This window comes from Bacillus sp. ISL-75, assembly GCF_018613095.1.
The window spans coordinates 21098-43253 of record NZ_JAGGQX010000001.1 but is presented as its reverse complement, the minus strand read 5'-3'; the positions used below and the strand labels follow the sequence as shown (position 1 = coordinate 43253).

Sequence of the window (22156 nt, the reverse complement as noted above, 5' to 3'; positions counted from 1 at the left end):
AAACGAAAAAGTACTTGAACTTATTTGTAACTAACTAGTGAAAGTATGATATATTTCACTAATAATTTTTCATAAAATTTTTGTTTTTAAGCTAGCCTCCTATTTTACTTAATACTGTTTTTTTCATTTCTGTTTGTTTATTACCTTCACTGAAAAAATACTTCATCATTGGGGGTGTAACGATGGTAGTAACTAGTACTACTACCACTAAAACAGCAAATAATTCCTGACTGATTAATTTTGTCTCCAAACCAATCGAGGCAATAATTAAGGCAACCTCTCCACGTGAAACCATAGCAGCTCCAATTCCAAGTGAACTCTTCCAGGAAAAATGAGCTATTTTTGCTCCCATTGCAGCACCGATTAACTTGGTTAAAATTGCTAGGATGCTAAAACCGATAATTAGCCCGAAATTTTTCGATATTCCGTCAAAGCTTACTGCCACCCCTATCGAGGTAAAAAATATAGGTACAAAAATGGAATAGCTGATTGTTTCCACTTTCTCAAATATTTTAAGTTTATATTCTGTTTGACTAATAGCAACCCCAGCGATGTACGCCCCTATAATCGCCGCAACACCTGTTATTTCGGCTACATAGGCAAACAGGAAGCAAATGATTAATGCACCCGTGACGAGCGGCTCTGTGACTTTTAATGGGGCAAATTTCTTTAAAACCCATGGAACCACCTTCCAAGCTACTAAAATAGCACTCATGAAAAAGAGGACCTTTTTAATAATCATCATGCTTAAATTCACTTCTCCACCGGCCATACTCATTAAAAAGGCCAGGGCGATAATCACAAGAACATCATCAATGACGGCAGCCCCTAAAATCGCGGTCCCTTCTTTAGATTTCATCTTATTTAACTCTTTAAGTGCTTGAACGGAAATACTTACACTTGTTGCAGAAAGTAATAATCCTAAAAATAAGGCTTCAAATGTTGTCATATTCATCAAAATTCCTGCTAAGTAACCTGAAACTAAAGGAACAATGATTCCACTGATTCCAACGAAGGTTGATGCCTTCCACGTGCGTTTAAATTCATTTAAATCAGTCTCCATACCTGCTATAAACATTAACAAGATGACACCAATTTGGCTTAGGTCTGCTAATGTTTTCGTATCTGAAACGAAGCCTAACACAGCTGGACCTAAAATAACCCCTATTAACAACTTCCCTAGAACCGAGGGCTGACCCAATTTAACGCAAATATCCCCAGCAACTTTAGATGCAAATAAAATAATCGCTAATTCAAAAATTAATTCCATCCAATCACCTTTCCTTCGTAAAAAATTAAAGGGTCTGCTTTATAAAAATCAGACCCTTTTTGGGAGAAAACAAAAAAAGCCTGTCAACCACGGGACATAGATATCCCTTGGTGACAGGCTCCTCCAAAAACAATAAATGATTTATTTAATTATTACTATTATAACAAACTTTATGTTTTTATTCAATGAGAATTAATTGCAGGAGGTCTTTCCCCTTTAGTCCCACTTTTTCATTTTATCAATTACTTTTTCCTTGAAACTGGTGATAAATGTCGATTCACCTTTATTTACTTTTTGCTTATTCCATTCATTAAAGCTTGCTACGGTAATCAAGATAAGACCAGCAATTAATAAATAGAACCACCATGGCATATTCCCCCAGTATGGTCTAGTTTGCAGGAAGACATTTAATAATAATACACCTGCCCCAACAAAGAAATAGGATTTAATTTGCAGGAACATACCTGCCATCATCGCTAACAATGAGAGTGTTCCTATAATAATTGCATCATAAATCGTGTTGCTTGCTAAACCATCTTGGATTAATAACAGGGATACGATTATTAGGACTCCCCATTGAACAGCCTTCGTTATATCAGAATATCTTCCCTTTAAACAACGTCGAATGAAAATGATTAGAATTATAAACGGAAGGACAATCACTTCACGTTCCCATAATGACGGAATATGAAGCATAGCCATTATGGAATAGTATGGTTGTAACAAATAGGCTCCACCAAGTATTGTCAAAAGGGCAGAGAACCTCACAGGCACCCTTTTCCTTTGCAACAACAAGGAAGCTGAAATAAGCAATCCTGGCAGTGCCTGACACCAGATGTATTGATTCTCGAAACTGTACATAAGAAAGAAAAACAAGAATGAAACTAGCGTAAATCCATCGAATTTTGTTTGCTGAATGTTCGATCCATATTCAACTAGCTTTTTATAAACGAATTGGCCAATAATCAACAGAACCATCCCTAAGCCGCCAGACAGAAGCATTTTATCAAGTTCATCTAATTTACCAAGATAAGAGTATTCAATCGTTGCAATAAATGCTAAGAATAATGGGATTACCCCTAAAAGATCCCATTTGATTTTATGCATATAAAACAGTGTCCCAACAATATAGGCAAGCGTGACCAGATACGGCAGCAAATCAAACGGATAGGTAATTAATGTAAACACAATTCCGATTGTTGAAAATGGGACGAAAAAATAAGCTGTCCGTTTCTTAAATTCATTCTTAGCGAAAAATGCAAATAGAAGAATGAAACCGCTAGTGATTGGGAATTCATAGTTTCCAAAATATCGATTGATTAATTGATCTAACCCAGTTGAAACAATAAAGTAGAGGGACGTAAAGCTCCCATAAAGAAAAACTTTTATCTTCCATTCTACCTTAGTAAACTTTGTACTAAAAGCATATACAAACACTGCCAAGATAAAGCTATAAATCGAGTCTGACTGATATGCAAACCATGTGAAGAATAGCGCTAGTGGATAAATGCTGTGTCCTACCCATGCAAAGGCAATGGAAAGATTCAAGTCATTTTTCTGACTGAGATAAGCGATTAGAATCATGACCACTGCACTTGTTGAAGCAATTAGTGAATTAATTGTATGACTTAATGAAAATTTAAGCGTAACAGCTTGGATAATCGAAAAATACGTAAGCAGTACTGAGATACTTACAATAAAAGGGACCCACTTCGTACCAACTTTTTTATATAAATAAAAATACATGCCGATTCCAACCAACAAAACAAGCGGCTGAACCCATAAATGGTTAATCGGACTTAGCAAAGCATGGAAAATGGCAAATGTATAGAGTACCTGTGAGGTATATATTGATATAATACCTAATTCCTTTTCCCCAACCTTTTTCCATACAAAACTAAATAATAAAACCATAATTGCCCCATCCGCAAAATTTATTGCATAACCATATTCATTAAGATAAACAAAAAAATTTGTATTAATTTCTTCTCCAAAAGCTACGATGGAAAGACCAAGTAAACCAGGAATACTCCATAAAGCGGCCTCCTGAAGATAAATCCGTGTTTCCTTCTTGTACAGTAGAAAGGAAGCAACCACCAATAGTAATAACATAACGCCTAGTTCCCACCATAATAACCAAGAAATTGCAGACAAAATTGCCAGCACCATTATCGATAAGCCGACATCTCTGGAGGCAGTCTGAATGACCTTTACGTACTTTGATAGTAGCGCAATGCCTAACCCAAAATATAGGATAAAACCTGCTAAAGACAACTGAAGAGAAAAATTGACCATATCGAAAGGCTGGTTTACTAATGCAATCGTTTCATAAATGCCAGAAGCTGCAAAAACTGCGCTTAAATACGGAAATAATCGTCCAGAACCCTGATAGGATAAATAAATAAAGTTAACTGCAATGATAAAATAAGCAAGCAAAAGCACAATCGATGGATTGCCTGCACGAAGGAGAATTCCCTCCAGGCTAATGTAAATAAACGCTAAACCTGAGATAACAGCACTTGTATATTGGAAGGCTCTATTTAATGTGAATTTATCATCCAAAGCCTTTGGAACGAATACAATCCCAAATCCGATTAAAGCATATACAATCTCCCCAAAACTATCGAGGAAGCTATGCTCAATTAACTGATAGGCACCATAAACGATCATGACGCTAAAAATGAAATGATATTCTTTTCGACCGCTCACATACATCATTGATAAATAAATAATCGCTGTTAACAGCAGGTTGAAGCTGTATAAGACCTCATTATCGTATAAAAAAAGCATAAATAAAGTACAAAGAACAAGATTTACTTGGACGTACGGAATAAATTCATTCGTAAATAATTTGAATGATTCCTTGTGTTTTAACTGATGATATACAAAAATAAAGATAGCATTAAAAACCATTAAACCTAGGTAAAAGAAATCAATTTTTAGATGGAAGCTGGCTAAGAGAAAGGCAGTTCCTATGCTTATTGAGACATAGGTAAACCAAACAAATAATCTAGAAACTAAGTTCTTTGCAAATAAATAGTAAACAATAATTGGCAGCAAACTCCCGAGCGTTCCGAGTAGATAACGTCCCTCCCCTGATATTGAAAAATATGGTCCTAATAACCCAAACCATCCAAGCGATAGGATAAAAATTGGCAAAAACAAACTTCCAAGAACAATGAAGGCAAAGGCCGTCTTTTCAATTTTTAATATTTTCTTCGTTAAAAAAGCAATACCGTAAAATAATAGGGCAACAATTGCTATTGATCCACTTTTCATGAAACTTGTCAATGATTCCCAATTGCTCGTCGCAACAAACAATCCACCTATTAATAAAAAGATTACCCCAATGTTTAATAACCAGGTAATATTCCTTTCACGGATTTCTTCTGGTGTTAACGTTTTTTTCACTTTTTGCGGTTTTGGCGGTGCAGCTTTTTTAATCGGCGTATTATTTTCAGTGGATGGGGGTTTTGCTTCCATTTCTAATAAATCCATATGATATTGAGAATGTGCCCTTGCTACGGTGTCGACAATTGCCTCAGAAAGGTACCCTTCTTCACGTAAAGTGAATAACTCTTTTCTAAAAATTTTCCTCTGCTCTTCTCTCATATTCGAACCCATGAAATCTCCCCACAATCATACCAAAATGGCAATCATACAAATTTTTCCTCTATAGTGTAATTTTACACAATTATGCAATATTTTCAATATATTCTCAAAAAAACATGAACTCTGCAACACTTTTTTTAAAGATTTTACGTTTGGGTAAAATATCTGTATGATATAAGAGGATTTACTTAAATAGACGGAGGAAACTATGCTTACATATAATGAAAAATTAGCGATTATCGAATCATTTTCAGAGTTGGAACGAAAGAATGTTTCACTTGGACGAGTCAATTTTCAGTTCGAAGGCAGTATCTCTGATAAGAAAAACATTGTTTATCACTTACACCCAAATGGGAATGGATTTGTTTATGCTGGACAGCTGGACAATTATGATACGGATGAAAAAGGAATGGTCAATATCCGTGATTTCTCGGAAGACCAACTCCGTAAATTGTTAAAACAATCGATTCAATCCCTATCATCAGTCGAAAAAACGGCTGCTGAAGAAGCCATTATTGGAGATTCAAAAGAGGAGCGTTGGGTCGATAGTGAAAATAATGTCCTTATTCTAGTTGAAGAAAATGAATCCTGGAATATCTATTTTGGGTTAAATCTTGATGCTACCTTTGATACCTATGAGGAAGCTGAGGCGTTTTTGCAAGAAGAAGGCTTTACTAGGAAGTAAATTGATTGAACAAAGGCGGTGCATTTGCACCGCCTTTTCTTTATTCACCTTCTTTGTCGATCCATTCGTCTAGGCGGATAATGCTTTGTTTTGCACGTTCGTATTCAATGGTTCGGTAATGGTGCATGCCGCCTTCTTCCTCATCCTTTTCATCGGCCCATTTAACAATTTGTTGTAATGGTGTCCGAACGATATCGTTTGATGGTAGAAAGGAGTCAGTATGAAATAAAATGGCGAGTGCAATCGCCTTAGCTTTGATTGGATTTTCTCCAAGACGAATTAGGAGCTTGTGAGCCCGCTCAGCCCCTTTAATTGGGTGAATGTCATTTTGCTTGTATAAGTCATAATCCCATTTTCCATTTTTATACCATGTATAATGGCCCATGTCATGGAGGAGCCCTGCTTTTGCAGCAATGTCAACATCCAGTTGATGCTCCTTCCCTAATTGAAAGGCATGGTAGGCTACAGCAATCGCATGGGCAAGACCAGAACGGTTCAAATATTTTTGGGCAATATGATGTTCAAATATATTCAATAAGCTAACGTCTCTCATGCGATCTCTCCTAACTTTTTCAAAATAATATATTTCATTTATTATATGATAACAAATGGTACATGGCTATTTTTTTATATAAAAAAAACAGAAGGCATTCGAAGGCCCGCCGCTTCTTTTAAACAAATGATATTAGCGTTTTGACTTTCTGTACCCTTCATCCTGCGCTTCTTTTTCTGAACAAAACCAAACAATGTTGTCGGTGGTGGAGTCGTAAAAACTACCGCCGGGTACATGATAGATATGAGAATTTGCATTCCCTTTGATCTTCCCTTTGCAATCTAAGTTTGATTCTTGATCATCACTTGGGTTATTTTGATAGTTGTTCCCTGAAGATGCTTTTGAATTTGTACCTTTTTCTTCCGTTTCTTTGACATTTTCAGTATTATACCCATCCTCTTGAGCATAATTTTCAATCGACCAGATTCCTACACCTTTTTCTTGTGCTTTCTTTTGAATCGCATAAAATTCATCAACATATTGGGTGTTCGGAGCATAAATATAGGCCACACGAGCAAGGCCTTTTTCCAACAGCATTTCATTAAACATTTTTCCATTAACATAAATATAGGCAAGTAGGCGCCCATATTTATCACGTCCGTCTCCAATTCCAGGTTCAATTTCAACTTTAGTACCAACGGAGAGAATTTCCTTTGTATACTCGGAGGCTTCTGGTCCAAATGGCTGTACCCCTAAGCGGGGATGATGTGTCTCAGGTGTATCCACACAGAGCATTCTTACCTTTTCTATCTTCCCATTAAGGTTAACATTAATAGTATCACCATCGACATTCTTGACGATAGTTGCGGGAAGTAAATTCTTATTACCGGTTTTCGATTGAGGTACTTCTGTTTGAGAGAGTGAAGGTGTCTTTGGATCGCTCGTTTCATTCGTATGAACTTCATTGTTTTTTACAACAGAGGAAGTTTTAGAGTCACTTTTCTGCTTAGATGGTTCGCTACTAGAACACCCTGAGAGAATGATAGGAATAATTACGATAAACGATATTATTAATTGGAGAATTCTGTTGTTCATAGATAGTGCCCCTTTAAATTATTTACTTTATTTATTGTAACAAAATAAAAAGAGAGAAGTTAATAATGCTCCTCTCTCTTTGACCTTGTTACTTTTCTTCTGTTAATTTGTCACCTTTTGGTCCTAGATATTCATAATCGTTAGGATTGATCGGTGTATATCCTTCTGGTTTATAGAACCGCAGCAGATCTTTGTAAACTATTTCATCGGACATATTTAGCTCTGTATTAACTTTGCTATCTACATCCTTACATATAGTACTATCTTCTAATAACTCACCTGTTAAAGAGGAGTAACATTTTTCATTTATTTGGATAGCATCAGATGTTACAAAGTCACCGTTTCTGAATAATGCCCAATTACGGTGTTGTTTTGAAAGTAAATCTGAACCAAATTCCATATAATCTTTCGTATCAATACCTAATAAATGGAGAACTGTTGGACGGACATCGACTTCCCCGCCAACTTGGTGTTGAATTCCACCCTTTACACCAGGTACGTGAATAAATAATGGTACACGCTGTAATTTTGCATTGATTGCAGGTGTAATTTCGTCCACACCCATAACCTTCGCCATTGCATCATTATGGTTCTCAGATATTCCGTAATGGTCACCATACATTACAATTATTGTATTGTCATACATACCATTAGCTTTTAAATCATTAAAGAATTGCTCAAATGCCTGATCCATATAGTTTGCAGATTGGAAATATTGGTTTACAACCGTATCACCGTAATCCCCAGCAGGAAAATTAGTATCTTCCGGATCCATTTCAAATGGGAAATGATTAGATAGTGAAATGAACTTTGTATAGAACGGCTGCTTTAAGCTTTCAAGTAATGGAATAGATTCTTTAAAGAAAGGTTTATCTTTCATTCCATAGTTTTTTGTATTTTCATCTGACATGCTGTAGTATTCTGCATCAAAGAATTGATCGTATCCAAATGCTTTATAGATAACATTTCGATTCCAGAAGGTCTTATAGTTCCCGTGTAACACAGCAGAACTATATCCCTGTCCTTTTAGAATAGAAGGCATAGCTTGATATGTGTTTTGGGCTTTGTTAACAAAAACAGCACCTTGTGCCATTGGATATAATGAATTTTCCATTAGAAATTCGGCATCCGATGTTTTCCCTTGTCCTGTTTGATGATAGAAATTATCAAAATAGAAGGTATTATTGTCATGTGCTAATGAATTCAAAAATGGTGTTACTTCTTGTCCGTTAGGCATTTTATAATCAATCATAAAGCTTTGAAAGGATTCCATCGAAATATAAACTACGTTCATACCTTTTGCTTTACCAAAATATTTTGGATTTGGTGCAGCGTAGTTTGCTTTACGATAGTTCTCAACATCTGTAATATCACTGCTATCCGCTAAAGCCCGCTGACTCGATGATTTTATATTTTGGATGACGTCATAAATGGTAAAGTTATACGCTCCAAGGTATTTTACTAAATAATTTCGGTCAAATGAACGTGAAAGTAACTGCGGACGATCCTTTTCTGCTAAACCTAAATTAAATAGAAAAGTAGTAATTGAAAATAATAGAACAATCTTAAAGGTCTTTCTGTTCGTTACCGTAACTTTTTTGAACACGGTTAATGCTAACGCGATTAAAATAAACATATCTGTAAAATAAAAAATGTCAAACGGAGACATTAATGAAAGTGCACTGTCTCCAAGTTGACCAGCGTTTGTTTTGGTTTGCATTAGAACTGGAACCGTAATGAAATCATTAAAAAAGCGATAATAGGCAATATTTGCATACAATAAGAATGATAATAGAAAATTGGTTAATATCATTATCAATTTTGAATGCTTTTTAAAAAGCAGGGCAAATCCAAAGAAGAAAAGTGCTGAACTTAATGGATTTATTAAAAGCAAAAACTTCTGTAGGCTATTTTCAATACCTAAGTTAAATTCAATTTGATATGCAGCATAGGTTTTGATCCAAAATAATAAAACAGCTGCTATAAAGAATGTAATATGACTATTGGTTAATGTTTTTGGTAGTCTAATTTTATTCATCTTTAAATTCTCCTCTCACTTACCAATTAAGCTTCGGTAAACGAACCTCACTCACTATATCACATTTCTTTAAAAAATAAAAACATAAATCTTGCTATTATTATCTATACTTTTCTACAACATTCTACACTTTTCCCCGCCATCTCGGGCAAGCAAAATCATTACCTTCAACAGCTTGGTCAGTTCTTAAAAATTGAGATATACCTTTTATTTTTATGTCCGTTCTCTTTGGGACATGACAGTTTTCAATCTTCAATAATATAAGACGAAATAAGTTTTATTTTAGTTTCAAATTTTTTTCTTGTTAAATTTTCTATTCTTCCATAAATTATATCTTAGTCGGAACAATCCTTGAGGCATCAATTCTACATATCATAAACCCGAACGTATGAAGGAGCAATATGAATTTAGACTTATCTTTAACAGACGGTAAGTAGAAAGATTACTTGAATGAACTCCTTAAACATTGGATAGCATATACACAGAGGAATGTAGAAAAAATTTAAAAGGAGAATACGATGCCCAGAATTAGGCCTGAATTTACAAAAAGCCCATATTTTGTTGATGAACCAGGAAATTGGCATTTAAAGCCTGGCGCTCCAAAAGATCTCCAAGTCGAGCTTGAAAATTATCTTAATAGCTTGGGTGATGATGACAAGCCAGGAACTATCAATGGTATACATATCAACTACCCGTAAGAATTTTTAATGCCCATTATATAATGGAAGAACGCGGTTGCGAATGTATTTTATTGGAATGAAATGAAGATCATTAAATGACTATATTATAGGAGTGATAATAATGAATATTAACCGTGTAAAACAAATTTTGTCATCATCTGCTGATATAGAAGTAAAATATAATGGTACATCGGTTTGGATTGACCAATTAAATGAAGATGGACATACAGCAACAGTACATTTACGAGGCCCATTGGAAGAACGTTCAGTTGTTGAAATTGGAGAACTTATCGAGGAATAATTTTTTCAGACGATCTTTTCATTGAAAAGATCGTCTTTTTTTACAACTTAAAAGGCAGGATTGAATTCCTGCCTTACACCATATCTTCATTCTCTTTTTCTATATCACTTGGTTCTGGCTGTTCTCCTTGGACAATACCCCCAAGTACTTCTCTGTTGTTCAGACTTGCATCTTTTCCTGCACCTGGTGCGATATTCGACATTGGAAGTTGTTCCAATTCTTTACCTCTAGGCATTATTCCTCACTCCTTTATGTTAAGGTTTCCAATATGGCGGAAAAATAACATAAAAAAATAAGTTCTAAATTTTGTTAGTGGTTTAATATACTATCCTTGGCTAGTAATTGTATCGTCATGTCATCCATTGGTGGATTATGAAGGCCTGCTCTTACATCTCGATAATACCGCTGTAACGGATTTTTCAATGAAAGACTTTTTGCACCTACGATTCTCATTGCTAAATCAACAACTTCGATTGCGTTATTGGTAACTGTTAATTTTGCTGCACCTAAAGCAGCCCCCATTTTTTCCCTAGCTTGATCGTTTAAATGATCCCACTGTTTTGCTACCCCATATAAGAAATACTCGGACTGCATTAATTTCAACTCAATCTCTCCAAGTTTTTGCTGAACATTTGGTAAATCGATAATTGGTCCAACAATACTATTCGGGGAATATTCCTTAGCAAATTGAATAGCATAACTTTGGGCCGCTTTTGCTATGCCGAGATAACATGCTGGAATATGAAGTAGCCATCCATTCGCTCTTTTTCCGTTCGAACTAAACTTTTCCACAAGATATTCATCATCTACCAAACAATTATCCAAAATTAAGTCATGACTTCCTGTTCCTCTTAACGAGATACTGTCCCAAGTTTCCTCAATAACCAATCCTTTTGTGGATCGTGGAAGTAGAAAATTGGCCACATCATTGGTTTCTTTGATTGTTGCACTAACTATAAAGTAATCTAGGACGGGGGACATGGTAGTAAATGTTTTTCTCCCTTTAATAACCCAGCCATTCTGACTTTTTTCTGCCGAGGTTTCCGGTCTGCCGCCTCGTGTAGGACTTCCAGTCTTCGGTTCACTTTGAGCACTATTTATTAATGCTCCATTTTTCACTTGTTTACAAAGATACTTAAAGATCGACTCATCCCATGAGCTTTTTTCATTTAGATTCATAATAATTCCCATATGCCATCCAATCGAAAGTGCTGTTGTCCCGTCACCTTCCGCAATCATTTCTTGGAGTCGAATTAGTTCATAAAGCGAGATATCCTCTCCACCATGCCTCGAAGGAACAGTTAATGCCGTGTAACCTGTATTTTTTAGATCCTGAATATTTGCATACGGGAAACTACCTTCTATATCTACCTGAGGTGCTCGTAATAGGAATTGTTTTGAAAGTATTCTCATTAACTCTATTCGTTCATCTAATGTAACTTTTTCTCGAAAGTTCATCTCTCATCTCTCCTATCCCATTAACAAAAAATCATTCAAACCCCTAGTCTCATTAACCAGGGGTTTGTTTCTTATTCTAAATTAGCGAATTTTTCCAAATTGCGGTTTTCACCGATTACTACTAGTACATCACCGTAATTAATTTTTTCATCAGGAGATGGTGAAATGTTAATTTCATCTTCATGCCGAATTGCGATGACGCTCAAATTAAACTTTGCCCTTAAATCTAGTTCCCTTAAGGTTTTCTCCATCATCCTATCGGGGATTTTTACTTCCTCTACACTATAATCCTTCGATATCTCAATAAAATTTAAGACATTAGGTGATAACAGCTGATGGGCGACTCGAATTCCCATATCTCGCTCAGGAAAGACGACCCAGTCTGCCCCAACCTTTTTTAATACTTGACCATGTAGTTTATTTAATGCTTTGGCAATCACCTTTTTTACACCAAGTTCCTTCAATAATAAAACAGATAGGATACTTGCCTGAATATCGTTTCCGATTGCTACAATAACTGTATCAAAATTACGGATGCCAATCGATTTTAATGCCTCAGCTTCTGTTGAATCGGCAATCACGGAATGAGTAACGAATGGATGGGATTCTTCAACTCGTTCCTCATTCACATCGACTCCAAGCACTTCCTGCCCAGATTCATATAACTTATTGGCAATACTTAGTCCAAACCTACCTAATCCAATCACTGCATATTGATTAGCCACTGTCTCCTTGTACCTCCTTGGTGTAAAAAACTACCCAATCGTGATTTTTCCCTTTGGATACCGGAATGCATCAGGTTTTCTGCGTATTGTCACCGCATAAGCAATAGTTAATGGTCCTACCCTGCCAGCAAACATAGTAAAAATTATCAATGCCTTGCCAAGTGGTGATAATTCCGGTGTCAATCCCATCGATAGCCCGACTGTTGCAAAGGCAGAAGTTACCTCAAATACTATTGTTAAAAAATCTTGTCCGTGTTCAGAAATGGTTAGAATGAGTGTCATTAGCATGACGAGAAATAACCCGCTAAATGTGACGGTTAATGCTTTATAAATCGTTTCATATTCTATCCGCTGACGGTAAAAAATAACATCCTCTTTCCCGCGAATTTGTGACCAAACAGCTCCAATGAGCGTTGTAAAAGTGGTGGTTTTGATCCCCCCGCCTGTCGACCCAGGCGATGCACCAACAAACATGAGTAACACAATTAATAATAATGATGATTGAGTTAGATCACCAATATTTAATGTGTTAGCCCCCGCTGTTCTTGCCGTAACAGATTGGAATAATGACCCAAGGATTTTCCCTGAAAACGACAATGGTTTTAGCGTTAATCCATTGGAATATTCAAGCAGGAATATACCAGCTGTACCTACTACTATTAAAACGCTGCTCGTCATTAAGACAATCTTAGTATGTAATGATAGCCGTTTTGAAACACGATATTCAAAAAGTTCGTTCATAACGATAAAGCCGATCCCACCTAAGATAATTAATGCACTAACGGTCAACGTAACGGTTGGATCGTCAACATAACTCGTTAAACTATGAAACTCCCCCATTAAGTCAAATCCCGCATTGTTAAAGTTGGAAATTGAATGGAAAATTCCATAATAAATCGCTTTTCCTATCGGCATGTCAAAGGAAAAACGGATAGATAAAAGCACAGCACCAAGTAACTCAATCACCGCTGTAAAAATTAAAATTCGTCTTACTAGCCGCACAATCCCCTCCATTGATAAATTATTTAATGATTCTTGAAGTAGAAGCCTTTCTTTTAAAGATATTTTCTTCCCTAATAGGAAGGCAAAAAACGTTGCAAACGTCATAAATCCAAGTCCACCGACTTGAATCATACATAAAATAACCACTTGACCGAATATCGAAAATGTGGTCCCTGTATCTACTACAACTAAACCTGTTACGCATGTTGCAGAGGTTGCTGTGAACAGAGCGTTTAAAAATGACAAACCTTGCCCATTTGTAGTCGAAACCGGCATGGTTAGTAGAAATGTTCCTAGTAATATGATCAAACCAAAACCTAGAACAAGAATTTTTGGAGGATCTAGATATATTTTTTTGCGCAGCATAGTTTTCTCCCTTACTACTTTAATGTTATTTTTAACAAACAATTAATAATCATGTGTTATCTATGATTTTAATTTTTTTCTCCTTGTTCATGCCTCTAATTTTAAATATTCGTAAATCTATAATACAGGAAAAATATACAATTACGAACAAAACATGTAAATTAAAAATGTGAATTGGTACACCTTAGAAAATTTTTTACCATGAGTGTGTCAAATGTGTGTCATAACTCACTGTTGATTGACTATATGTTGTTCTATAATACAAGAAGTAAAATTTTCCATGTTCATTAACACTCTTTCTTAATATATAACAACTTTTTGAAGAAATAATAAAATAGCATGGGAATTGAAGGGGGATTTTTATGAAACAAGGGTCAAAACAACTAATTATACAAACTGGAAGTCTGGTAGCAGGTTTTATGGTTTGGGTACTGATATCATCACTAATGCCGTTTATTAAAGTAGATATCCAACTTACTTCATCTCAAATTGCTTGGACTACGGCGGTCCCTGTTATCCTCGGTTCACTTCTTCGAGTTCCGATTGGCTACTGGACCAATCGCTATGGCGCTCGAATTTTATTTACAATCAGCTTTATTATACTGCTCATTCCAATTGCGTTGTTAAGCTATGCTAATTCCTTATTAACATTAATCTTAGGAGGATTTTTACTAGGGATTGGCGGTGCTGTCTTTTCCATCGGTGTTACCTCTCTTCCCAAGTATTATGAAAAAACAAAGCATGGGTTTATTAACGGAATTTTCGGGGCAGGAAATATTGGTACGGCAATCACTTCCTTTTCCGCACCCGTACTTGCTACCACCTATGGATGGAGAAACACCATTAAAATCTTCCTGATAGTTGTATTAATCTTTGCTATTTTAAACTTTATATTTGGGGACAAAAAGGAACGAAAAGTTAACATTTCCTTACTCGAACAAATCAAAGGGGTATATAAAAATCCAAAACTTTGGTTTCTAAGTTTATTTTATTTTATCACGTTTGGTTCCTTTGTTGCTTTCACCATTTATTTACCATCGTTTTTAGTTAATCACTTTGAATTAGATAAAGTCGATGCAGGACTCAGGACAGCAGGTTTTATTGCTTTGGCAACCTTTTTTAGACCCATAGGTGGATGGTTAGGCGATAAAGTTAATCCTTTTCTTATTTTAATGGCTGTTTTCTTTAGCCTAACTTTTGCAGGATTTCTTTTGTCATTTACTCCATCGCTGCCGATTTATTCCTTTGGTTGCTTATTAGTTGCTTTCTTTGCGGGAATTGGAAATGGCGCTATCTTTAAACTAGTCCCTTTATATTTTTCCAATCAAGCGGGTATTGTGAATGGCATTGTTTCTGCCATGGGAGGACTGGGTGGCTTTTTCCCTCCAATCATTCTCACGATTCTCTTTGATTGGACTGGTCATTATGCGATTGGCTTTATGTCCCTATCTGAATTTTCTTTAGCAAGTCTGGTTATCGTAGTATGGCTATATTATCAAGATAAGTTGGATATTTCTGCAAAGATTGTAAACCATGCCTTAGATGGTATTTGTGTAACCGATGTTAATGGCATTATTCAAAGCGTTAATCCTGCATTCACAAAAATCACTGGCTATAGTCAAGCAGAGGTAATCGGTAAAACCCCAAGTGTTCTTCAATCCGGTGAACATGACAACGAGTTTTACAAAAAAATGTGGTTTAGTTTAAAAACAGACGGGGTTTGGGAAGGTTATATTTGGAACAAACGCAAAAACAATGAAATTTACAGAGAATGGCTAACTATTACAGCCATTAAAGATGACGTAGGTGAAACAAAAAACTTTGTAGGTATGTTCTATGAAGATAACGAAAAATCCTAAAAAAGGCATAAAAAAAGGAGATCTTCCCCCGTGGAAGATCTCTTTTTTTCGTTAACTAGTTATAAATTATTACAACTTTTTGTCAACTAGGTTATGTTCACAGTTCCTTCACTGTTTTTGTGACGTACGTCACAAAATTCATGTTACCATCTGTTTTATAGTAATTACACAAACAACTCTAACTTTATAAAAATTAAAATTTGATCACAAATTAGGAGGAAATATTATGGCTAGAATTAATTATTGGAATCCAGAGGACGAAAAATTCTGGAACGCAGAAGGAAAAAAACATGCACGACGAAATCTGTGGATATCTGTACCATCATTAATGATCGCTTTTATCGTTTGGCAGATATGGTCAGTCGTTGCTGTTAGACTTAACGACATCGGTTTCCATTTCACCGAAGAACAATTATTTACACTTGCAGCAGTTCCTGGTCTTGTTGGTGCGACACTTCGTTTTGTTTACACATTTGCTGTCGGCTCCATTGGCGGAAAAAACTGGACGGTAATTTCAACAGCAATCTTAGCAATTCCAGCGATTGGTATTGGCTTTGCAGTTCAAAATCCGGAAACACCATTTTCTATCATGTTATTGCTTGCAGCCCTTTGCGGACTTGGCGGCGGTAACTTCTCATCTTCTTCAGCAAATATTAGCTTCTTCTTTCCGAAAAAGGAAAAAGGGACAGCACTTGGTATTAATGGCGGTTTAGGAAACATGGGTGTATCTGTCGTTCAATTCGTTACACCATTAATCGTTACCTCAGGAACTTTTGCATTAGTTGGCGGTAAACAAGTTTTGGCAAATGGTCAGGAAGTTTGGTTACAAAACGCCGCATTTATTTGGGTGATTCCTATTGTCATCTTGACAGTTTTGGCAATGTTTAAGATGGATAATGTACCAGGTGCAAAGCAATCAGTTTCGGAACAATTTGTGATTGTAAAACGGAAACATACTTGGATTATGACAGCCTTATATGTAGCGACTTTTGGTTCATTCATTGGTTATTCAGCGGCATTTCCGCTTTTATTAAGATCACAATTCCCTGAGCATATATCACTTGCCTTTCTTGGTGCATTAGTGGCCGCAGCTTCAAGACCTGTTGGTGGTTGGATGGGAGACAAACTTGGGGGTGCAAAGGTAACTTCCTATGTTTTAGTCATCATGGGAATTGGCGCTGCAGGGGTTATTTATTTCCTAAATGGAAAACAATTTGCTGGATTCTTATTATCCTTCTTAATTCTGTTCGTTGCATCTGGTATTGGTTCAGGCTCGACTTTCCAAATGATTCCGAACCTTTTTATTCCTAAAGAAGCAGCACCTGTAATTGGGTTTTCAGCGGCATTTGCAGCCTATGGTTCATTCTTTATTCCTAAACTTTTCGGGTGGTCAGTTAAGGCGACGGGCACTCCTGTTACAGCTTTTTACTTCTTTATTGCTTTTTATGTAGTGGCATTTGGACTCAACTGGTATTTCTATCAAAGAAAAGCTACAGCAGCTAAATCCTTTACACAACAAGTCGGATAATTCCGACTTGTTTTTTTAATAAGGCTATATTAAACTTGGCTGTTGATTTCCGCTTCAGGCGCTTCGCTTTCCGCTCCAATCAACTAGGCTATAAAATCAACAATGACCCTTAACACAGCCATTAAAAAAACGCAGTCATTAAACTGCGTTGATTTAAAAATTCTCTATATCCTAGATATCGCAACCGCACAAGCCTTATATTCGGCTGTTCCTGAAATAGGATCAAACTCATTTAAGGTTAAGACATTGGTCGGTGTTTCACTCCAGTGGAAGCTCATAAAAACGAGCCCCGGGACTACTTGTTCTGTAATCTTCGCCTTTACCTGTAGTTCTCCTCTTCTCGAGCGAACCTGTACCACTTCACCATCTGTTATACCTATAGCTGCAGCATCGTTTGGATGAATATCAACAGTTTCTTCTGTTTGTTTTAATTTAACTCCAGCAGCATAATGACGCGTCTGAGAATGTGTATTGTAAGATTCATAACGTCTTCCTGTTGTTAGTGTAAATGGATATTCAGCATCAGGGAGTTCCAATGGTGCAGTATAATCTACCGGTACAAATGCTGACTTTGTTGATGTCGACTCCATTTGGTGGAACCTCTCGTGCAAGATAAGTGTTCCTGGATGGTTTTCATCTGGGCAAGGATAATGAATACCATACTCTTTTTCAAGTCTTTCATACGATATGCCCCCGTACATCTCCCAAGCTAGTTTTCTAACTTCATCCCAGATTTCTTCACTGTTGTTATAGTGAATAGGATAGCCCATAATCGTAGAAAGATCACATAGGATTTCCCAGTCTTCTTTCACATTAGGGTGTGGTTCTACCGCTTTGCGAACCCTTTGAACTCTCCGGTCAGTGTTGGTATATGTTCCATCCACCTCACCCCATGAACGTGCTGGTAATACAACATCAGCCATTTTTGCTGTTTCCGTTAAGAAAATATCTTGAACAATTAATAAATCAAGCTTTTCAAACAATGTTTGTGTATGATTCATATGAACATCAGCAAGGAGCGGGTTTTCACCAATGACATAAAGGGCCTTTAATTCACCCGTCTCGATCCGATCAAAAGTTCTCGTTTGTGTGTCACCAACTCTTGGGTTTAGTTCAACATTCCATTCCTTTTCAAACCGCGCCCGCGAATCACGATTTGCTATGCTCATTCCACCTGTTAATTGGTTTGGCAAACAGCCCATATCACCCGCACCTTGAACATTATTCTGACCTCGAAGCGGCATGACACCGGAGCCTGGTTTACCGATATTCCCAGTTAATAACGCTAGGTTTGCTATATCAAATACATTATTTACACCACAGTGATGCTCCGTAATCCCAAGCGTGTACGCAATCATTGAACCGTTTGAGGTGGCGTACTCTCTTGCAGTTGCAGCAATGTCATCCGCATTTAAACCGGTAATCGATGCAGCGTATTCCAGTGTAAAAGGCTCAACTTGCTTTTCTAACTTCTCGAAATCAAGCGTAACCTGTTGGACAAACTCTGGACTGTATAAACCTTCTTTTAAGATGACTCTAATGAAAGCATTGATAAGAGCAATATCTGAGCCCACATTTAATTGCAGATGGCGATGGGAAGATTTTACCATATCTATTTTCCTTGGATCTATGACAATTATTTTCAAACCAGCTTTTGCAGCTTTTTTCATACGATTTGCAATAATGGGGTGTGCCTCTGTTGTATTTGAACCCATCAAAAGTAAGACTTCTGCTCGATCAATATCATCTAGTGTATTAGTCGGTGAACCGCTTCCAAAAACAGTTGCCAGACCGGCAACGCTAGAGGCGTGTCAAGTACGGTTACAGCCATCAATATTGTTACTATTAATGACCGCCCTCATAAATTTTTGAGTTACAAAATTGGATTCGTTTGTATTTCTCGCGCAAGCGAACATGGATATCGAGTCTGGACCCCACGTAGTTTTTATGTTGGATAATTGACTAGCAATGAATTGATATGCTTCATCCCAAGTGGTTTCAACTAGCTTTCCTGCTTTACGGATTAGTGGAGATGTTAATCTATTTTTTGCATGTACATATTCATAGGCAAATGCGCCTTTTACACATGTTTGCCCTTTGTTCACTGGTGCTTCCTTGTCACCGCGGATTTTCATGATTTTGTTGTCTTGTACTTCAAGGACTAAGCCACAACCAGTACCACAGTAACCGCAGATCGTTTTAACAAAATTTGCTTCTCCCACCATTTTCACTCCCCTATAAAAACATTAATACCTCTATTACCATATTAATCTATTTAATAAGATTGTGGATTTCTTTTTCAAAGAATATTTGTCTTTTTCTTGAATGAAAATTTTGGGAATAAAAAAAACGAGAGATTAGATCCCCCGCTTTCAGGCAATTTTTGCCGGTAATAAGATATTAAAGGTTGTTCCTTTATTAAGTTCACTTTCCACAAACACCTTACCATTATGGCTTTCAATAATTTTGAAACTAACCATTAAGCCTAAGCCGTTACCATTCTTCTTGGTTGTGTAAAAAGGTTCTCCTAGTTTCTTTAATTTTTCTTCGGATATTCCTACTCCTGTGTCTTGAATAGAAATTTGGACATTATTATCATGTATGATTGTTTTAACATGTAATTCGCCACCATTAGGCATAGCTTCAATTCCATTTTTAATGAAATTCAGAAATACCTGCTTTAAGCGATTCTCATCACATTCAATTTGAATAATTTCATGGTTACAATCAAAGGTCAAACGAACATTTTTCTTTCTCGCTTCGAATTCAAGCAAGGAGACGACATTCTTAATAACAGGAACAACATTTTTTTCTTCCAACTCCACTGCCTTTGGTTTTGCCAATACCATAAAGTCCTCGACAATCGTATTAACTCTTTCAATTTCATCAAGAATGATACTTAAAAACTCCATCCGCTCCGGATCTTTTTCGTCTAACTGCAAGAATTCCGCGTACCCTTTCATTGAGGTTAGTGGATTACGGATTTCATGAGCAACACCTGCAGCCAATTGTCCAACAGCCGCGAGCTTATCCTGGCGATGGAGGACCTCTTCTGTTTTCTTCCGCTCTGTTATATCATTTCGAATCGCAAGGTATTGGTATGGCTTTCCTTGCCCATTAATAAATGGAACAATGGTTGTGTCCACCCAATAATAAGTTCCATCTTTAGCTTTATTTCTAATTTCACCCTTCCAGACATTCCCAGAACCAATAGTTTTCCAAAGATTTTTGAAAAAGTCCTTTGAGTGGTAACCAGAATTTAGAATATTGTGGTCTTTCCCCAGGATTTCTTCTCGATTATATTTAGATATCTCACAGAACTTGTCATTTACACTGGTGATGATTCCTTTTGCATCTGTAAATGCGACAATTGAGGATTGATCAAGCGCAAATTTTATATCAATATTCTCCTTAATTGTTTCCTTAAGATGTTCTTCCGCCTTTTTGCGATCAGAAATATCTGAACGTATTGCAATATATTGGACAGGTTTACCTTTTTTATTCAAAAAAGGAACAATGGTTGTATCGACCCAATAAAACGCCCCATCCTTTGCTTTATTACGAATTTCCCCGCGCCATATTTGTCCAGCTTGTATCGTATGCCATAGGTCTTTGAAAAACTCTTTAGAATGATAGCCAGAATTTAATATTCTATGGTTCTGACCGATAATCTCTTCCTTTTTATATTTAGAAATTTCTTCAAATTTATCATTTACAAAAATGATTTTTCCTACTGGGTTTGTAATCGCAACAATGGTTGAAGCATCCAGTGCAGCTTTGATGTCTTTTAAGTTTGTATCCGCCGTCATTAATTGTTTACTAATTAATGTACTCGATAAGATAAGTCCGCCGATTATTAATACTGATACGAAAAGTACCAAATAAATAATAAATGGACTATCAGCGCTTGATCCCCCAAGAACTTTTGGTGTCGTAAATGAGGCTCTCCTTAAAAGAAAATGACCTTCGATAATTGCAAATGACATAATGATTGCACTAATTGGTTTTAACCAAACCTGATTACTTTGGGTAAAGCTTTTTGAAGAAAAAAGAATCCATAAAGAAAATAAAAAGGAACCAAAGATTAAAAGTCCTGAAAAAACAAGCAAGAGGAAATTAAATTTAATATTTACATTCATTGCATATAATCCGATTACCTGTATTGCAATTACTGCAAAGGTTAGAAATACACTGCCCACGATTAAATGATAATATTTAATTTGTTTTCCATAAAATGAAAGGAAAGCCATTCCTGTAAAAGCAATCCCAATAGCCATTGAAAGAATCGTAAGTGGAATTTGATAACTTGCGAACCGATTTGTATCTGCTGAAATGAGTCCGATAAAGTTCATGATCCAAATCCCGATTCCCATAGATAATGTTCCACCCAAAAACAGGAGCCTCTTATTTTTTTCAGACGACTTAATTAAGGTAAACATATCTAATGCTGTATATGATGCCATGATGGTTAAACCAATGGCAATAATAATGAAATAAGGTTGAAAAGTCCCAATCATTGCATTCATTTACCAGCATCTCCCCACTTTCTATATTGCTTTTCTACTATGATTGTAATGTAAATCGTAATGTTATGGAAGCACCAAATATCGAAGATTGTCAATTTCCCTTTACTTTAACCGATAAATAACCGTCCAATTAAAACAAGAAAAAAGGAATAAATTAATTCTTGTGATAAAAGACTTATTTTTTTAATAAGGGCAGATTTTTTTTAAAAAAGTCTACACTTTTTTATTTATTTCGGCTATACTGTACTATAACAAGAGCGATTCAAATAAACTGTATTAATAAAGGGGGATTTTTATTATGTTAATGAGTCCAGTTGAGTTTTTTCGTACTTTGCAAAAAAAGGAATGTTCAGAGTGTGGTCAGCACATGGAGGAACAAGCAGAAAGTTACTTTATGGAATGTGACCGCTGTTTAGCTAAAAAAGAGGAATAGTTCAAAAAAACTCTCCATTTGTGGAGAGTTTTTTTGATATTAATCATTAATGATATCTACTGTATTCAATTTATTTCCGTTTTGG

17 protein-coding genes are annotated in these 22156 nt (G+C 36.2%); 6 read left to right on the top strand and 11 right to left on the bottom strand.

Annotation, left to right across the window (positions count from 1 at the left end; all coding sequences use genetic code 11):
- Positions 1-91: 91 nt before the first annotated feature.
- Positions 92-1270, bottom strand: coding sequence for a cation:proton antiporter (locus J7E63_RS00220; protein ID WP_215009779.1), 1179 nt, complete (start codon positions 1268-1270; stop codon positions 92-94).
- A gap of 216 nt (positions 1271-1486) precedes the next feature.
- On the bottom strand, positions 1487-4894 hold the full coding sequence (locus J7E63_RS00215) for a hypothetical protein (protein WP_215009778.1): 3408 nt from the start codon (positions 4892-4894) through the stop codon (positions 1487-1489).
- 196 nt (positions 4895-5090) lie between these two features.
- Between J7E63_RS00215 and J7E63_RS00210 the strand changes: the two genes are divergently transcribed.
- A complete protein-coding gene (locus J7E63_RS00210) occupies positions 5091-5567 on the top strand; it encodes a hypothetical protein (protein WP_215009777.1) in 477 nt (158 codons plus the stop codon).
- 40 nt (positions 5568-5607) lie between these two features.
- Here J7E63_RS00210 and J7E63_RS00205 read toward each other — a convergent pair whose 3' ends face one another.
- From J7E63_RS00205 to ltaS, 3 genes are all read right to left on the bottom strand, one after another.
- The gene (locus J7E63_RS00205; RefSeq protein WP_215009776.1) at positions 5608-6120 is read right to left on the bottom strand and encodes an HD domain-containing protein; all 513 of its coding nucleotides are present in this window, start codon (positions 6118-6120) and stop codon (positions 5608-5610) included.
- Positions 6121-6252: 132 nt separating this feature from the next.
- Positions 6253-7155 (bottom strand): thermonuclease family protein, encoded by a 903-nt coding sequence (locus J7E63_RS00200; protein ID WP_215009775.1) that lies wholly within the window; start codon positions 7153-7155, stop codon positions 6253-6255.
- Between the two features lie 88 nt (positions 7156-7243).
- Positions 7244-9193 carry a lipoteichoic acid synthase gene (ltaS, locus tag J7E63_RS00195; protein ID WP_215009774.1) on the bottom strand — a complete coding sequence of 650 codons (1950 nt, stop codon included), beginning with the start codon at positions 9191-9193 and terminating at the stop codon, positions 7244-7246.
- A 518-nt stretch (positions 9194-9711) separates the two neighbouring features.
- On the opposite strand from ltaS, the gene J7E63_RS00190 reads away from it, so the two are divergent.
- A complete protein-coding gene (locus tag J7E63_RS00190) occupies positions 9712-9891 on the top strand; it encodes a hypothetical protein (RefSeq protein ID WP_215009773.1) in 180 nt (59 codons plus the stop codon).
- Between the two features lie 103 nt (positions 9892-9994).
- Positions 9995-10174 (top strand): H-type small acid-soluble spore protein, encoded by a 180-nt coding sequence (locus J7E63_RS00185; protein WP_214712142.1) that lies wholly within the window; start codon positions 9995-9997, stop codon positions 10172-10174.
- Positions 10175-10247: 73 nt separating this feature from the next.
- Here the strand turns inward: J7E63_RS00185 and J7E63_RS00180 are convergent, their stop codons facing one another.
- The 4 genes from J7E63_RS00180 to J7E63_RS00165 all read right to left on the bottom strand — a co-directional run bounded on the left by J7E63_RS00180 (position 10248) and on the right by J7E63_RS00165 (position 13725).
- The gene (locus J7E63_RS00180; RefSeq protein WP_214712141.1) at positions 10248-10409 is read right to left on the bottom strand and encodes a hypothetical protein; all 162 of its coding nucleotides are present in this window, start codon (positions 10407-10409) and stop codon (positions 10248-10250) included.
- 74 nt (positions 10410-10483) lie between these two features.
- Positions 10484-11632, bottom strand: a complete 1149-nt coding sequence (locus tag J7E63_RS00175) for an acyl-CoA dehydrogenase family protein (RefSeq protein WP_215009772.1) — start codon at positions 11630-11632, stop codon at positions 10484-10486.
- A 71-nt stretch (positions 11633-11703) separates the two neighbouring features.
- Positions 11704-12357 (bottom strand): potassium channel family protein, encoded by a 654-nt coding sequence (locus tag J7E63_RS00170; protein ID WP_215009771.1) that lies wholly within the window; start codon positions 12355-12357, stop codon positions 11704-11706.
- Between the two features lie 30 nt (positions 12358-12387).
- A complete protein-coding gene (locus J7E63_RS00165; protein WP_215009770.1) occupies positions 12388-13725 on the bottom strand; it encodes a TrkH family potassium uptake protein in 1338 nt (445 codons plus the stop codon).
- A gap of 362 nt (positions 13726-14087) precedes the next feature.
- Here J7E63_RS00165 and J7E63_RS00160 point away from each other — a divergent pair, with 362 nt between their 5' ends.
- Together J7E63_RS00160 and J7E63_RS00155 are read left to right on the top strand one after the other, a co-directional pair.
- Positions 14088-15584, top strand: a complete 1497-nt coding sequence (locus tag J7E63_RS00160) for a nitrate/nitrite transporter (RefSeq protein ID WP_215009769.1) — start codon at positions 14088-14090, stop codon at positions 15582-15584.
- Positions 15585-15810: 226 nt separating this feature from the next.
- On the top strand, positions 15811-17112 hold the full coding sequence (locus J7E63_RS00155; protein WP_215009768.1) for an MFS transporter: 1302 nt from the start codon (positions 15811-15813) through the stop codon (positions 17110-17112).
- A 164-nt stretch (positions 17113-17276) separates the two neighbouring features.
- Here the strand turns inward: J7E63_RS00155 and fdhF are convergent, their stop codons facing one another.
- Entirely contained in the window at positions 17277-19337 is a 2061-nt protein-coding gene (fdhF, locus tag J7E63_RS29440; protein ID WP_374193686.1) for a formate dehydrogenase subunit alpha, read from the bottom strand.
- A 147-nt stretch (positions 19338-19484) separates the two neighbouring features.
- Positions 19485-21638 carry a PAS domain S-box protein gene (locus J7E63_RS00140; protein WP_215009767.1) on the bottom strand — a complete coding sequence of 718 codons (2154 nt, stop codon included), beginning with the start codon at positions 21636-21638 and terminating at the stop codon, positions 19485-19487.
- Between the two features lie 298 nt (positions 21639-21936).
- Here J7E63_RS00140 and yhfH point away from each other — a divergent pair, with 298 nt between their 5' ends.
- Positions 21937-22071: a protein YhfH gene (gene yhfH / locus J7E63_RS00135; protein WP_088088609.1), complete on the top strand. Its 135-nt coding sequence runs from the start codon at positions 21937-21939 to the stop codon at positions 22069-22071.
- Positions 22072-22156 lie beyond the last annotated feature (85 nt).